Origin of the sequence: Maridesulfovibrio ferrireducens, from assembly GCF_900101105.1 — a bacterium.
GTDB lineage: Bacteria > Desulfobacterota > Desulfovibrionia > Desulfovibrionales > Desulfovibrionaceae > Maridesulfovibrio > Maridesulfovibrio ferrireducens.
Genome location: NZ_FNGA01000006.1, coordinates 1 through 17,805, shown reverse-complemented (window position 1 = coordinate 17,805; position 17,805 = coordinate 1). Strand labels below are relative to the sequence as shown.

The window sequence follows — 17,805 nt, the reverse complement described above, 5'->3', positions numbered from 1 at the left end:
TAAAATTTTACAATTAAGCTAAGCTGTCAATATGTTCAGGTTCAATAGGCGGGGTGTCAACTCCGTCAGTCGTAAAGTGAGAGCTTTCTTCTGCCGGGGTATCGCTTTCCGCCGGAGTCTCACTGGAGCTTTCAAATAAACTTTCGCTCTGGGCGGCTTCTGACAGTTCGCTTGCAAGCACAGAAAAGTCATATGTTTGATCGCCAGCTAAATCAACAACCTCACCACTTGTATTTAAAGCTTCAAAGTTGAGATCGTAAGTTCCTTCACCAAGCTCATCAAGGAAGTCGTATGACCAACTGCCATTCTCTCCATCTACTGAAATTGTTTCTTCAATGACAATATCAGGATTGTTGTCTCCGTCAGTATCCCCTTCAATGGTAAGCTTTATTTCAGTTACATCAGAATTATGAACAACTCCTTCTATTGTGGGAGTGTCTGTGTCGGCAATGTCATCACCATCTGCATCGGAAGATTCAGAGAGAGACATTGATGATTCTTCGCTGCTGTCTGCTTCGTCATCAGGAGTGTCTGCTTCTGGCTCGTCAGTGGAATCCGCGGAAGGTTCAGACTCTTCCGGAGCGGCGGTATGTACCTCTTCTTCAGGAGAAGGACTGAGGTCCGGTTCCGAATCTGGTTCCGAATCTGGCTCTGTGTCCGGTTCAGGAGCAGCAGCGCTCATCATCATAGGAGCCGCCATTGCACTCGATGTCGGTGCAGGAGCCGGAGCCGGCGGAGTTATTCCGTCATCTGCATCAAGATCTACAACTGTCTGGGCAGATACGTTACCTGCCGGGTCCAGAACTTCGGCAGTCACATAGTCATATTCGTAAATTTCAGGCAGGGAAACAGCAATACTACCTGAGCGCTGGGCTAAGATTGTTATGACTTCACTCGCATCACTACCGTCTATGCCGTGGAATGTCAGTTTTACCTTACACTCATGGTCTTCCGCCACTGCAAATCCGGTGTTACCGACAAGCAGGAGGGTTCCCCATGCATCCACCAGATTCAAAGTTGGAGCCGCCAGAATCTTATCGTAAACAGTAAAGCCTATTGAACTGTTACTGACATTACCGGCGAGATCTTCTGTGTGTGAGGTCGCCACGTAGTGTGCATTCTCAAGAGAACTTAATTCTCCTTCACCGAAGTTAATTTCCCAATTACCGTCAGCGTCAAGTGTTAGATCATCTTGTGTGAAAGTTTTGAACGCCGCACCATCTTTAGTGATGGTTATGCTGTACTCTCCAGTATCGGTGAGTATCCGTCCGGTTAAACTGAGATTTTCATCACAGGTCAGATTGTCATTACTATGAAATCCAAGGTCATCTGCTGCTGGTAAATCAATTGAAGTGACAGGATTCTCAGTGTCAACAACGAGATCGAAAGACTTGGAGTCTGCGTTATCGTAGTTACCCGCGGTGTCACTGAATCGCACTGTGACCGGATATGATCCGTCGACCACCGCAGGATCGACAGTGAATTGAACAACACCGTCTCCATCTGTGTCTTTTGCCCAGTGTCCACTGAAACCTGCGCCGCTGATGGAAGCCCATGTTCCGGGTTCCACATTAATTTGCAGCGTGGGATTGTTTACATTGGTTATGAAGTCACCTTGCGCTCCGCCGTCCTGCAAAAGGACAACAGGAGTATCCTGAATGACTGGATTATTTGTATCAATAGTTATGGTCAGGGGAGAGGATTGCTCTACATGTCCTGCCTGATCCGCAGTTACCAGTTTATAGGTGTGATCTCCGTCCGGTAGGTCAGCGTCAGGTGTGTAGCTCGCATAAGAACCGTTAAATACGTCTGTTTTTACGAGCACATCGTTTAAGAACAACAGGTAAGTTGCGCCGTTATCTCCATATAAGGTGAATGACGGTCTGGATGTGTTGGTAATATTGTCATGCAGATAGCTGCTTAGGGAGGTTCCAAACGGGCCGTGATCCGAGGAAGTATGCATATCAATGGCTGCGGAGCTTGTCTGGGTATCTATAGTCACATCAAGCGATGGAGTGTGATACTCATTACCGGCCATATCTACGGAAGTAACTACGAAAGAGTAAGACCCGTCCGGCATTACTCCGGTGGGGTAGGTCCATGTTCCGGTCTCATCCACGATGAAAACATCGGATTCGCCATAAAGTTCGCCACCATTATAGTAGGTGGTTATTTTTATTCTTGAGCCTGCTTCGGCTGTTCCTTCCAATGGAAGATTGTTCACACTTGTGAATCCGTCTTTATGGGAGGAAAAGTTGTCCGGTAAATCTGAGATGTTAGCCGGAGCTGGAACAGATTCCACCATGGTGTCTGCGCTGTCCGGCAGATCCACAAAAGGCATATTTAAAGTAGAATCAACTTTTAAAGGTTGCTCTACCCCTTCAACAGAGTTGCCGGCTTCGTCGGTGTTAACGATTCTGATGGTATATTCGCCGTTATCCAACTGAGGGAAAGTGAAAGCCCATTCTCCGTTAGCTTCCATAGCTTCTGGGGTAATTATTCCCATGTTGATAAATTTGAAGCCGCCGGGAGATTCTGAGTCCGCAACTTTCATTTGAACTTGAACAGTACTGCCTATTTCAACAGAACCCTCAATGGTAGGACTGGCATAGTTAGTTTCCCAGTCCTGGTAGGTTTCAGTGTTAAAATCTATTCCTGCCGCAATTTCTTCCGGGGTGCGCCATTCGTTATCAATACCTGTGTCAACATTTTCAGCAAGCCTCAGAGTGGATGCTGTTGTCCCGGAATCTATTTTTAGTTCAAACGGGTCGGATGTATAAGTTGTTCCGTTAAAATAGGTACTTTTGACGTAGTAGGAATAATCACCGTCGGCAACTTCGCCTTCTGCGTTTTCAGGAAGATCCCATTTCCAGATACCGTTACCGGCAGATCTGACTGTTGTAACAAGGACATTGTTTTTGTCGTATATTTCAACATCTGTGAATGATTCGGCAATACCTGTCAGGGTTACGTCTTCATTAACGTTTGTTATTCCATCCTGTAAAACATTGGAATCATCTTCTTCTATCAAACCGATGGTGGGCGGTTCGGGATCTACCGCACTGACCAGAAGGCTGGTTGTGCTTGAACTGCTGTTACCGGCATCATCTGTACTGGTTATGATTGCGTCATAAGGCCCATTAGGAAGCTGATCCGAATCTGGAATCTGGAATGTCCAGTTGTCGTTCGTATCTACTACTTTGAAAGAGTATTTTCTGAATTCATCATCTCCGCCATATGCCAGAGTAACAGTTACTGTTGTATCAAATTCAGCTGTTCCTGAAAGCATCGGAGTAACATCTTTGGTCATATTCGGGGTTAAAGGATCAATATCCCCACCGGTTCCGAATTCCATAGTAGGAAGCTCGGGAGCTTGTGTGTCTATGGATATTACTGTTGTGACAGTTTGCGGGTTCCCGGCTTTATCTTCCGAAACAACGGTGACTTTATATGAACCGTCGCCAGTTACAATGCTTGGAGTATAGTCCCATGAGGTTGTTCCGTCCGGGAGTATGAATTCTGATTTTAAACTGCCGAGTTCAGCACTGCTTCCCGCTACTGTTTCGTTTAAATGCGGTCCGCTGATGTATACCCTGATAGCACTTCCGGCTTCCGCAGTTCCGACAAGCTGAGGCGAGGTTGTATTCGTCAGGCCGTCTGAGCTTGAAATTCCGAAATCTGAATCAGTATGAAGCTGAACAGAAAGATCCGGAGTATACGAAGAGTCAATAGTAATAGGCAGTGTCGTCGTACTGCTATTTCCGGCGCGGTCAGTACTTACTATAGTATAAGTGTGATCTCCGTCCGTAAGTTCGTCGACTTGCGTATAAGTGTATGAGCCTGTGTTTGCTCCCGGTTCAAGGGTAAATGCAGGAGTCGCGGAACCGTCCAGGAATATTTTAACCTGAGTATCGGCTTCTGTCGTGATCTTGAACTGCGGAGTTTTTGAACTGGTGATGTCATCCGTATCGCTTCCAAAGAATGTTCCTTTGGAATCAAACGCTTCCATCATATCTACGCCGGGTTCTGCGGGGTCCACAAGGTCAACCGTATAATTGAGAACTTTATCTACAGTATTTCCTACGCTGTCAGTTGCCCGCAGTGTGTAGGTATGTGTTGTTGTCGTTCCGTCGGCTTCTGCGGGGAAGGAAAATGTCCAGTCTCCATTAGCATCTACTGCTCCGGCTGAGTAAACAACATCCTCACCATCAAGAATTGTGATGACAGAACCTGTTTCCCCGTTGGTTCCGAGTATGGTTACAATTTCTGTATTTACTATGTTGTCATTATCAAAGAGTCCGGTGTCGTTTGCAATTTCAAAATCAAAATCAGGCGGAGTTCCGTCGATGGTTAATGTTTCTGAATGGGTGGAAGGATTCCCTGCTTTGTCGTTCGCAACAACCGAGATTGTGTATGTTCCTGTGGGAAGAATTATTGAAGCATCAGAAAGTGACGGTTCCCATATGCCATCTGCCGGAGGTGTGTTTTCCGTGAGAGAGTACATGGTGTCACCATCGCTGTTAAGGATGGTGAGAACCGCCTTGTCTGAATTAGGCTCCAGAGTGATATGAAATGTCGGGTCAAGGACACTTGTCTTCATATCCGTGTTGGAAGCTCCGGTGTCATCGGCGGAAACAAGAGCGATAACCGGAACATCTCCAGCTTTATCTATTGTTATAGTAAGCGGATTCGAATGTTCGGAAAGATTCCCCGCTACGTCATAGTCTTTGACAGTAACAAGGTGGTTGCCTTCAGAGAGGGCCCCTTTATCAGCGGGGAAGGGCAGCTCCCATTCTCCGGCAGCGTTCGCGGTGACAGTTCCGTATAGTTCACCGTCAACGTATACCATTACTTCCGTATTGGCTTCCGCTCCGCTACCTTTGAGGTCAGGAGTTGCATCGCTTGTATAACTGTCAGAAGTATTTTCACCTGTGTCGGAAGAGCTTTTTACTTCCGTCAGCAAAAGGTCTTTATTCGGTGCGGTTGTATCTATTACAACTACACCCGTTATAGAAGCCGTGTTTTCTGCATGGTCTTCTATGTCGGCTATGAAGGTGTTGTCTCCTTCATTCAGGGTTACTTTATCAACCTGTATAGACCAGTTGCCTTCGTCGTCAGCCAGAGCTGTATGTGATCCTGCCAGAATTTTGTGTCCGGACCCATCTTCCCAATATAACGTAACTGTTGAACCCGGCTCGGTTTTACCTGTTATAGTCGGATTTTCGTTGCTGGTAATATTATCTGTGGTGTCGCCGGTATTTGAGACAGGATCGGAACTAAGTAAAACTTCACCTTCCGGAGAAACTGAAAGATCTATCGAAAGCGTTTTTTCAATAGAAGTTTTGTTGCCGGCAACATCTTCGGTTACAACTTCGATGGGATTGTCGCCGTCGTGAACAGAATCTGCGGGCAGGGTGTAAGACCAGTTTCCGCTACCGTCGACAGTTAAATAACCTGTTCCTTCGGTATTAACCTGAACTCCGTTGACGGAGATATAGAGACGGGATCCGCCTTCGGTAGATCCGGTTAAAGTCAAGTTTGCAACATTACCATTCGTGGTCCAGTCGCCTTTGGTACCTGCGTCGGAGTCGTTGTGCAGGTTAACTTCAACAGCAGGACCGATATTATCAACGACAAGGTCACTGACGATTTCTGTGGCGGAAATGTTGTCGGACACATCTTTGAAAACAGCTTCTACCCTGTAATTGCCGTCATCAAGGGATTCTTCACCGGGGATACTCCATGTATTATTTCCGGTTGGTGAATTTACCGTGAAGGTTTTAATCAGAGTATTATCATCTTTGTCATACACTGAGATCGTTGCAGTTAAATCTTCTTTTGCGATCCAAGTAAAAGTTGGTGTCGTATTCTGCGTGTTATGGTCATTGTTTTCAAAGCCTGAGTCGTTTCCATCTCCGGCAAGCATATTAAAGCCGGTGGAATCTACGCTTTCATCAATTTCGAAATCATAAGTAGTGGTCGCAGAGTTACCGGCGTAGTCGGTTGATGTGATGGTGGCTGTATAGTCACCTTCACCAAGTTCATCCTGAGAGTCAGGAACCGCATATACCCAGTCCCCTGAACCGTTTGCGGTTGTAGTTCCGGTCTCACCGTTGATAGTTACTTCAACAGTTGATCCGGCTTCCGCCTTACCTTCAATTTGCGGGCGGGTGACATTGGTGAGGACATCACTCAATGCTCCGGAATTGGATATGTCAGAGAGTGATACTCCTGATATCGGTTCTGCGGAGGTGTCCACATTGAAAGTATAAGTTACTGTCTGCGAAGAATTACCAGCTTCATCTACCGCAGTTACGGATATGTTGTGTTCTCCGTTAGTGGTAAATGTGGTGTCGTCGTATGTGTATGTGCCATCTGCTCCGACAATTGGTGAATCTACGGTTACGCCGTCTACTTTTATATTAAGCTTGGTTCCTTCTTCAAGGTTGCTTAAATTAAAGGAAGGTTTGGTTATATTTGTGTATACACCTTCGTTTATGCCGTCATCAATATCAGCATGAGCGGTTGCCATGGAGATTACCGGGTCAACTGGATCAACTCGATCGACAGTGACTGTGATATTTTCTGACGTTACAGATTCATTGCCTGCAATATCGATGGCTTTTACATAAAACTTATACTCGGTATTGTCGGGTATGGAACTCTTAGGAACAGTGATACTCCAGCTTGTCGCATCATCAGCAAGGGTTACTGAACCTACAGGTGTATCCACTCCTTCGATATAGAGATAAACTTCGGAACCAGCTTCAACTGTTCCGGTCAAAGTTATATTATCTTTGTTTGTTAAGTTGTCACTATTGTTACCGAAAGTGAAACTACCATCCTGATAATCTGAATCGGATGCTGTTTCCAGATCAATATCGCCGGGCTTGGCTATTTCTCTGTCTATTTCAACGGGAATAGATGCTGATGAATTAGAGTTGCCGGCATTATCTTCAGTTTCTATATGGAAAGTGTAGGAGCCGTTAGCATCAATCTGTGTTTTATCGGCATTGTCAGCATGGGCTGAACTGCCGATTGTGTAAGTCCAGTTTGCGTTCTCAGCAACAAAACTTCCCACTTCTGCTTTGGTTCCGTTTTCATAAACTTTATAGACAGTTACAGTGTCTCCTAAATCCGAAGTTCCAGTGAAAACCAGATCAGTTGCATTTGTGATCTTGTCGTCGTCCTCACGGCCGAGGTCCGATTCAGTATTTAAAATAAAAGTCGGGTTGGTGATGCTTCTGTCTATTTCAATAACAACATCAGCATGACTTTCGTTGCCTGCATTGTCAGTTGTTATGCCTCTGAAAGTATAGGTTCCGTCGTCAAAACCGGAGGCATCCATTTCAAGAGACCAGTCAGAACCTCCGGTTGAATAATTAAGGGTTCCTGCAACTTCTGTCAGCGAGTTGTCGCTGTTTACAAGGTAGACTTTAAATTCACTGTCGCCGGATAAATCGGTATCTCCACTGAAATTAAGTGTGGTGGCGTTGGTCAGATTATCATCGTTTGTGCCTTGTCCGCCCATGGTGTCGGAATCAAGGTTGATGGATGTATCTGCGATGGTCCGGTCAACGGTGATATCAAGGACATCGGACCATGTTTCATTTCCGGCTTCATCCTGAATGCGGACTTTAAAGACATGGTTCCCTTCACCAAGATTGTTATCGGCATGTGCATCACTGTCATTGAAAATATAGTGCCATCCTGAACCGGCATTATACTCGGCTTCACCTATTTCAGTATCACCTTCAAACAGTGTGACGGAAACTTTGTCAGAAGCTTCTACGACATTGCCGATATTTAATTTGATAAGCTTGGAATTGGTAAGCGAATCACTCTTGTCGGCAGAGTTGGAAATGTCATCCAGATCCAAAGTCGGCTTTTCAGGATCTACACGGTCAGAAGTTACAGAAATGGTTGCCGGAGCCGTGTTACCTGCCAGATCTTCTGCAACAGCGGTGAGATTCATTACTTCATATGTATTCTCTGTCGTACCGACTTGTGCTGTCCATGTCGTTACACCGTCTACAGTTGTGACGATCGCTGTGGTTACATATGTGCTGTCATTAAAAGTATCTGCGCTGTTGTAAATTTTTACGATGCTTCCTTCTTCAACCTCTCCTGTGAGAGTGAGATTTTCAGCATTGGTAATATTGTCTGTATCGGTGCCGACATGCTGACCTTTCGAGTCTGAGTCGGTATGAAGATCAATATCAACAGCAGGGGCGCTGATATCAACCACAACTTCCTGCATCGAGGAGGCGGTAATGTTTCCGGCGTTATCTTCCACCAGAATCTGATATTTATATGTTCCGTCGAGGCCGTTAAGACTGTCTCCGCTGAAGGTCCATGTCTTGTCTGCATTGATGGTAGCCTCACCGAGAGCAGTCATTGCTTTGAGCTGCTCGGCGGTGTTCTCTCCGTTTACAAGGTAGACATGTACGGAAACATCATTCGAACTTTCTTCAAGTGTTCCTTCAAGTACGATATTTGTAGCACTGGTAATATTATCATCAGTGTCATGTCCAAGGTCTGTTGCGTCAGTAAGAGAAGGCGCGTGTGCAACAGGTGCGGTGCGGTCTATGGTAATGTCCAATTCTTTTGTTAAAGAATTACCCGCAAGATCTTCTGCAACCGCTACTATTTTATAGTTTCCGTCATTGAGCGCAGTGGAAACATCTTCCGGTATGTCAATGTTCCATTGTTTGTCACTGCCGACAGTGTATGTGTACTCAATCGCAGTACCTTGGACAGTCAGTGTTACTGTGCTTCCGGCGTCGGCTTCACCGTCAAAAGAAAGAACTTTTGCGTTGGTCCGGTTGTCTGTGTTTGTTCCATCAGGCTCGTTGCCCGAAGAATCTGAAACATCCATAAGATTCAGACTTAAAGTTTCAAACGTTCTGTCGACTGTTACAACCAGCTCTGTTGATTCATCGGACTTGTTGCCCGCATTATCAACTACATATGCAGTGAGTTTGCGTTCACCTTCTGCTGGAGTGTAGCTGTAAGTCCATGTGTTTGTGTCATTGTCTATGGTGGTTTCACCTACAAAGACATCGTCATCATAAAGATAGACTGAAACAGCATCACTGTCTTCGGCAACGGCTCCGGTAAGAACAAGCGGGGCCCCTTTTGTGTTGTTATCATCGGCGGATGAACCTGTGTCGCTTCCGGTGGCAATATTTACTGTGGTTGCATCCGGAGTGGTGCGGTCAACAGTTATGTCGTGCGTGGAAGTATTATGGTTGTTAGCGTTGTCTTCCACTCTAGCTTCAATGGTAAGATCCTTGGTCTCTCCGTCAGCCACGTAAGAACTGACATCAATTGTGGTGGACCAGTTCCCGGACGCATCAATAGTTATTCCGGCAACAGAGCCGGACGAAGGGTCGACTTCGGCGATAAGAACTGATCCGAGATATAAAGAAATTGTGCTGTCTGTGGCTATTTTACCAGTCAGTTCCAAGCTTGTTTGACTCGTCGTGTTGTCGGAGTCTGTTCCGGTATTTGCACCGTCCGGGTTATCGAAATAACTGTCTGATGTCGCTTCAAGATCAATGGTTGAAGCCGGAATTTCTCTATCCAGTGTTATGGTGAGATCTGTTGAATTTATATTCCCTGCAATATCAGTGGCAACGGCGGAGAGAGTGTATTCTCCGTCATCTGCAAAATCAGCATCCCCGTTGATATTAATTGCAAAGGTGTAATCTCCGGTGGCTGCGTCTATGGTAGCATTACCGAGTGAACGTGTGCCGTAGAATATTTCAACAGTGCTGTCTGTGTCAGTTGATCCAGAGAATTGAAGGCTTTCAATATTGGTGAGTTTGTCACTCGTGGTTCCGACATTTCCGGCAGAGTCTGAATCAAGCTGAAAGTCGGGTGCTGCAAGTGTTCGGTCGATTTCAACAGGAAGTGCGGCAAGAGTGGTCTGGTTTCCTGCGTTATCTTCAACAACGGCTGAAAAGGAATGATCTCCTTCGGCTATGTAGTTCAGCATAGAGTCGTCATTGCCGACAGTGAAGCTCCACTTGTAACCATCGGTTGCATTTCCGGTTACGTCTGCAAGGCCGAGTTCTGTTGTACCATCAAAGATTGTGACTTTAACCGCATCTGCACCTTCTGCAAGAGTTCCGGTTAAGAGAATCTCTTTAGCATTGGTAATTTCATCGTGTCCGTCTTTTCCAAGGTCGGAAGCATCAGCAAGGTCAATGATTCCGGCAACCGGATTTACATCATCGAGAGTAAATGAATACTCTGTTGAATCTGTGTTTCCGGCTCCGTCAGTAGAAACCGCAACAAAGGTTAGATCTGTAGTCTGTCCGGCATAGCCTGTCGCATCAAAGGGGACCAATGACCAGTCACCGTTTGAGTCTACAGTCGAAGTGCCTACATAAAGATCATCACCGCCGGAGACTTTGAGAAATACTTTGATGGTACTGTCAGAATCTCCGCTAACACGCAGATTCAGGATATTTCCATTGCCGTCAACGAATCCGGTGTAATCATCTCCGACAACTCCGGCAGGTCCGCCTGTTGTATCCGTGCTGTCGTCGAGGCTTATGTCCGGCGCATTGATATCACGGTCAACTGTTACGGCTAACGGGTCAGAATAAGTTGTGTTACCTGCTTTATCCTGCACGAGAATACTGAAATTGTATGTGCCCTGATCAAGTTCTACACTGGTATCTGCGTAGTTGTAGGTCCATTCACCCGTGGCAGCGTTTATATCAGCCTGCCCGACAATGTCGTCACCGTTTTTAAGGTAAACAACGACATCATCACTTGGGTCGTTTAATTGGCCCTTGAGTACAAGATATTGTGAGTTGGTTTTATTGTCCGCTATACCTGTGTCACTATCGAGAGAGATTGCAGGATCGCCGAGTACAGGGAAATCTTTATCGACAACCAGTTCAAGATCAACAGTCTTGTCATTGCCTGCAATATCGACAACTTTTGCTTCAAAGTTGAAGGTGTCTGAATCGTTTACCCATTCACTGTCAACGGCATATTCCCATGTTCCGTCTGTTGCAGTGACTGTGCCCAGTTCATGCTTAACACCGTCACTGCCTGTTACAGAGATAGTTACGGAGCTGTCTTTTTCAGCATCACCTAAAAGTTTAAATTTAGTGAGCGACGTATATTTGTCTGTGTTGTCGCCGTAGTATTCACCATAAGTATTATGATCCTCAAAAAGTTCAATAGTCGGGTCTGCAAGTTGAGTATCGACCGTGACTGTCAGTGATGAGGACTGATTGGTGTTTCCGGCATTATCTTCAATGACAACATAGAAGTCGTGATCACCGTGTGTGACATCAATACCGGGGTATTCCCACACGTATTCTGTTCCCACGAGGGAGATGGTCGCTTCACCGGCGGCTTTGATTCCATCAACGTACAGAAAGACCGCAACAGGGTCAGTTGTCGGATTATATGAAGCAAATTTACCTGTGAGGGTAATCTGGTCAAGTTTGGTTATTGTGTCGCTTTGGCTTCCGGTGTTGCTTGCATCTGCTAAAGTAATAGACGGGGCGTCAACAATTGTTGTGTCGCGGGTAACAACAAGGTTTCCGGTCGCGGACCTGTTACCTGCGGCATCAACAGCGACAGCTGTAAAATTGTATTCGCCGTCAGCATCACTGGCGTCAAAGGTTGCGGCGTGTTCCCATTTGCCGTGAACATCTGCGGTAACGGTTGCTATGTAAGTTCCGTTCCTGAATATTTCAACAATGGAATCGGCTTCGGCATCTCCGTTGAAAGTTGTGGTGGAGAATCTGGTCTGGTTGTCCTGAGCTGTACCTTCGTTACCGGAGGAATCAGACGTGTCGAGCATGTCGATGGTTGTCTGATCTATGGTGCGGTCAAGAGTAACATCAAGAACTTCCGAGACGCGGCTGTTGCCCGCAGTGTCGGTAACCTTAGTGACAAATTCATGTTCGCCGTTAGGCAGAGATGAAGCGTCATAGGTCAACTGCCATGTGCCGGTGGCGGAAATGTATATAAGATTGCCGGAATCTACAGTAAGCGCCGCGCCTGTGGGATTTCCTGCTGCGTCGGCCTTATACAGCTCGACAGTGTTTTCCTGTCCTGACTTAATATCGAAAACAAGAGTTCCATCCACACGAGCCTGTGTGATGTTGTCAGAGTCTGAACCGACATCAACGCCGTGATCCGTTACGCCGTAAGTATCACTTCCGGCTTGAAGGTCTAATTCAGGAATTTGAAGAGAATTGTCATAACTTACGACAAATTGTGGTGAGTCGGAATAGTTTCCGGCATTGTCTACGGCTCGGGCTACAAAGGTATAGTCTATTTCTCCGTCTGAAAGATTATATTCGAAACTCCATGTCCCATCGGTAACAGAATCAGCATCAGCGACATAAACCAAAGTACCGGAACCGTTTACACGGTAGATTTCAACGCCTACGGAGCCGTCGTTTTCTGCGATTGATCCTGTGAGTACTACCGGGTTGGCATTGGTCAGCCCGTCAGTGTGGTCGTCTCCGGTATCAGTTGCCACTGTTAACTGGATATCAGGAGTGCTCGGCGGAACTTTATCAAAATTAATGTCTATGCTTGATGTTGCAGGGTTGTTTGCAGCATCTACAGATTTGACCGTATAAGTGATAGTTTCAAGACCTGCATCTCCGTAAGTTCCGGTAGAAACATTAGGCAGTGTCCAGTGTCCGGTGGCGTCGGTTGCCACACTTCCGATAACGGTATCACCGATAAGGACAGTGATATATGTTCCGAGATCGGCAGTACCTTCAAGGACAATGGTATCCTTATTGGTAAGATTATCTACAGAGGTTCCAGTATGTCCTTCGGAGTCTGATACGGTAGCCAGATCAATGGTGACGCCGCTGTTTACTCTGTCAAAAGTCAAATCCAGATTCTGAACTGAATCAGCGGTGTTGCCAGCGTGGTCAGTGGCTTTGGCAACAAAGGATATTTCCCCGTTAAGGCCGGAGACATCAAGATTCTCAAGAGTCCAGTTACCGTCTGCATCAGGAGTAAGTGTTGCAATCGGATTTACCAGATCGTTAGTATTGAATATTTCAACCGTACTGTCTGTGTCGGTAGTTCCCTTAAGGGTGATAGTCGTTTTATTTGTGATATTGTCAGTATTGGAGCCGAGGGTTCCGATACCGAAACTGTCCGATTCATCTATAAGGTCAATAGTCGGAGGAGTTACGTCGCGGTCAACCAGAACTGAATATTGATCAGATTCTGAGTGGTTACCTGCGACGTCTTCGGCAACGGCAATAAATTTGTATGACCCTTCATCAATACTTCCGTAATCATAAGACCAGGTAAATGTTCCGTCACCGTTATTAGTGATGGTAACATCATTTGTCCCGTCAGCGTCGGAATCAGTCGCACTGTTGGCAAGTTCTGTTCTGGTTGCACCGTCGATTTTATAGATGGTTACAATCAGGTCATCTCCGCCTTCGGTGACGACTCCTTTGAGGGTAGCTTCAGTATGTTTGACGATGGCATCATAAGTTGCGTCAGTCGACCCGTCCATATTATCAAGTTCAATGGTGGGTGCTGCGGGCAAAGTGCGGTCAACATCAACAACAAGATTCGTTTCAGCTGTGTTATTCGCCTTGTCACTGGCAACAGCTCTGAAATTGAGGGATTCTTTTCCCGCCAATCCGTTATTTGTGGAGTCGTAAGAATATTCCCACAAACCGGTAACACTGTCTGCGTAAATAGTACCAATCAGTGTTTCTGCGCCGCCTGCGACAGTCAGATATAGGTCTACAGGATCGCCAGCTCCGGCTGTTCCTTTCAGAAGAAGGGTGTCGGATTTTGTGTAGTTGTCATGATCATTACCTATTAAATTATGACTTTCCGATGTGTCGGAATCTTCATGCAGATCAAGCGTCGGCTGAGTCGGCGGAGTTCTGTCGACTGTTATACTGATGCCTGCGTCGGTTGATATATCCTCGACGTTTCCGGCTATATCTGTAGCTTGAGCTACAAACTTGTATGTTCCGTCTGTATCAATAGCGATATTTTGAACTTCAAAAATCCAGTCTCCGCCAACTTTCGAGGCAAAACCGAGGGATGTGTATGTTGTTCCGACAACTTTGAAAATTTCAACAGTTGCGGTGTCCGAATTACTGCTGATTGTAAGGTTCAGAGTTTCTTCGTTTGTATAATTATCAGTATTTGTTCCGCCGGCCTCAGTGTCAAAGGAATCGGACCCGTCATTAAGATCAATACTTGATGAGGGTAGAGTATGGTCGACAATTACTGTCAGCGGAGTTGCCGAGTCTATGAAGTTTCCAGCATTATCAACTGCTCTGGCATAATAATTGTGTTCTCCCTCGGCAGGATCATAGGTGAAGGACCATGACGTTCCTACCACAGTTGCCTGTCCTATGGAATTTATGTTGCCTTCTTCAAATATATAAATAGCTACCGCGTCCGGGCCTGCATCATCCGGGGACAGAGTCCCTTTTAAGGTGACTGAGGTTGCGCTGGTTATATTATCATTATCTAAAATTCCGAGATCGCTTGCAGCGTCAAGGTCAACCTGAGTGGCAGCCGGAGGTGTGCGGTCTACCTCAACACTGAATGGGTTGGTCTGCTCATTACCGGCTAAGTCGGTTGTATGAGCTGTGAATTGGTAAGTTGCATCAGGGTAAGCAGTTGCATCTATTTCAATAGACCATTCACCCGTAAGTGAGTTTGCAATTACAGTGGATCCGACCTGTGTTCCGTTGAGAGTTATATATACTTCGGAAGAACCTTCGGTCACACCTGTGATCAGTAGTTTGTTTGATGAAGTGAGAAGGTCGTGATTGGTTCCTATGTTACCGGATGTATTTGTGCTGGTATCCAGAGCAATAGTAGTTCCCGCATTGGTACGGTCAATTGTTACATCAAAAATTTCAGATGTGGTGACGTTTCCGGCAGCATCTTCAACTTCAATTTTGAAATTGTATTTACCTTCTGCAATGGAATCATAATCGTATTCCCAGTATGAACCGTTAACATCTGTTTTTATATCCGCAGTATTTCTAAGAATTCCGTCTTGGAATACCCGCACTTCAACAGCGGCTTCGCCGAGTCGACCTGTGAGGACTACATCTTGTTCTTTTGAAATATCATCATTGTCGAATCTTCCGCTGTCAGTCGCATCGGAAAGTCCGGCCTCCGCTTGAGTAGGGGCCGTACGGTCAATTGTTACTCTTTGAAGAATGTCATCCGAGACGTTGCCCGCAATATCTTCGGAGCGGGCATAGAAATCATGCACCCCGTCATCATAATCCGTGGTGTTGATAGCCTTGGTCCAGTTACCGTGCTCGTCGGCAATGGTATAGCCGATAATATTTCCTTCATAGACAATGGATACTGTTGAAAACGGTTCCGCATCTGTTCCGTCAAAGGTCAGGAACTTTTCATTAGTGAGGTTGTCTGTTTTGGTTCCGCCGGTACTTGCCGGACCTGTGGAATCAGACGCCGTGTTCAAATCAATGGTCGGATTCGTAGTGTCGTAATCTACTTCCACAGTCAGAGTGTCGGAAACAATAGATCTGTTTCCGGCGTAATCTTCTACTACGGCCGTAAAGTTGTGATTGCCTACTCCAGCTTTACTTGCGTCCGCTGGATAGGTGAAGCTCCATGTTTTTCCGTCAATGACAGCTTCCCCGAGATAGACCCCGTCTTCATATATATAAACGCTGACTGCGTCTTCAGTCTCAGTAATATTCCCTTTCAGTTTTAAGATCTCTGCATTTGTGATGTTATCTGTGGACGATCTGCCGAGGTCCGATGAACCATCAAGGTCAATGGTACTTTTTGTCGGATCTGTTGTGTCCAGAGTAATTTCCAGAGACTTGGACGCGGAGTTGTCTGCTTTGTCCGTTGCAGTGGCTGTGAATGTGTAGGTATCATCCACAAATCCGGTGGCATCGACTTCAAAAGTCCAGTCCGTTCCATTGAGAGCGATTGTTGCAAAACCTAGAGATTCATTACCTCTGAAAATTTCAAGAGTTTTTGTGTCGGAATCGGTTGTTCCGGTGAGCAGAAGTTTAGAATCTCCGCCACCGCTGGTGTACATATCACCCGCAACTCCGTTACTACCGATGGTATCATCCGCAGGGTCGAGAATCATTGTCGGAGCATTTATTTCTTTGTCGAGTTCTATCTCAAGCATACTGGAGTTTACAGAAGGGTTACCAGCTTCGTCGGTTGATTTTACAACGACGTTGTAAGTTCCATTCGTAGTTCCAAGGCCGGAAGTCTGATATTCCCAGTTGCCGCTGTCGTCTGCTTTTACAGAGTTACCTGTATTGAGTTTTACTGTCGTACCGTCAGGCTTGGTTACATAAATTTCGATAACACTTTTAGCTTCTGCTGTTCCGGTTAGCAGAACATTGCTGATATTGGTTATATTGTCCGAAGTGTCACCGGAATTGGAACTGCTGTCCAAAACTACTGTCGGTTGTACCGTGGTTCGGTCAATTACGACGGGCAGTTCACTTATTTCAGAAACATTACCTGCGGAATCAGTTGCAGTGGCTTTAAAAGTATAAGTTCCATCTGAATTCAGTGCGGAGTTGGGGATTTCCTGCGACACCCAGTTTCCGGCTGCGTCAGCAGTAACAGAATAGGTTATGCCGTTCAGAATCAGATTGACGGTGCTGTCTGGTTCAGTGGTTCCTTTAAGGACGAGCGAATCTTTGTTGGTGATATTATCACCGTCGATATTGCTGTCATATCCGTCTGCAAGTTCCATGAATGGTTTTTCAGGAGCACCGGTATCAAGATAAATATTAATGGTCTTAGTTGTGACGTTTCCGGCTCCGTCTTCAGCTTCAACAGTGACGAAGTTTTCTCCTTCGTTCAGATGAACCGTGCTGGAATCGAAAGTGAAATTCCACGCCCCATTTGGTTCAAAAAATTTATGTTGTTCACCGTTTGCGGTGATTTTGAAATATAACCCTTCATCACCGCTTCCGGTTAATGTCGCAGTGGTGTCATTGGTAATATTGTCATATTCACCGGAAGATAGCCCGTCTTCAAGATTCACACTGAAAATAGGATCTATTGAGTCATAGGTGAAAGTAATATCAGTCGGAGCGGATTCATTTCCGGCGAGGTCTTTGGATATGACCGTATAAGTGTGCTCGCCCTGAGTCATGTTTGAATTAAGTACAGGGTGATCACTGAGGTTCAGTTTCCATGTTCCATTGGGATTTAGAACCGCTTCGTATTGGTTGCTTGTGTTTCCATCAAGCGTAATCAGCACCTGATTAACATCATCCAGATCAAATGAGCCTGTCAGATCTGCAACGTTGGTAATGTTATCGCTGTCAAGGCCGGAATCTGTGAAAGCCACGCCGGGGGAGGGTGGATTTACTGTATCGATAATCAGGTTCGGAGTAAGATCTCTGCTTGCGGTATTTCCTGCTTTATCCTCTGAAGTAATAGATACTGCATAGTTTCCATCATCCAATGTAGATGAAGGAGTGTAGTGCCAGGCTCCGTGTTCATCCGCAGTCAACAATATAGGAGCAAGCCCCCCAATGGTAAGGGTCAGCTTTGTGTTCGCATCTGCTGTTCCTTCCAATGTCGGTTGGTCTTCAGAAGTGCAGTTGTCGTCTTTAAAATTGGTGTTGTCGTCACTGTTCAGTTGAATTGTCGGGGTCGCAATTTCGTTATCAATGGTTATTTCTATTGTTTTGACAACAGACTTGTTACCCGCCAGATCTTCCGCATAAACTTCTACGGAATACTTGCCGTCATCCAGATTCAAATCATTTTGAGCGATTTCCCATTTACCGTCAG

General features: G+C 45.8%; 1 protein-coding gene. It reads right to left on the bottom strand.

Translation table 11 applies throughout. The annotated features are described in order from the left end of the window. Nucleotides 1-13: 13 nt before the first annotated feature. On the bottom strand, nt 14-17,773 hold the full coding sequence (locus BLT41_RS16065; RefSeq protein WP_211477669.1) for an Ig-like domain-containing protein: 17,760 nt from the start codon (nt 17,771-17,773) through the stop codon (nt 14-16). Between the last annotated feature and the right edge of the window lie 32 nt (nt 17,774-17,805).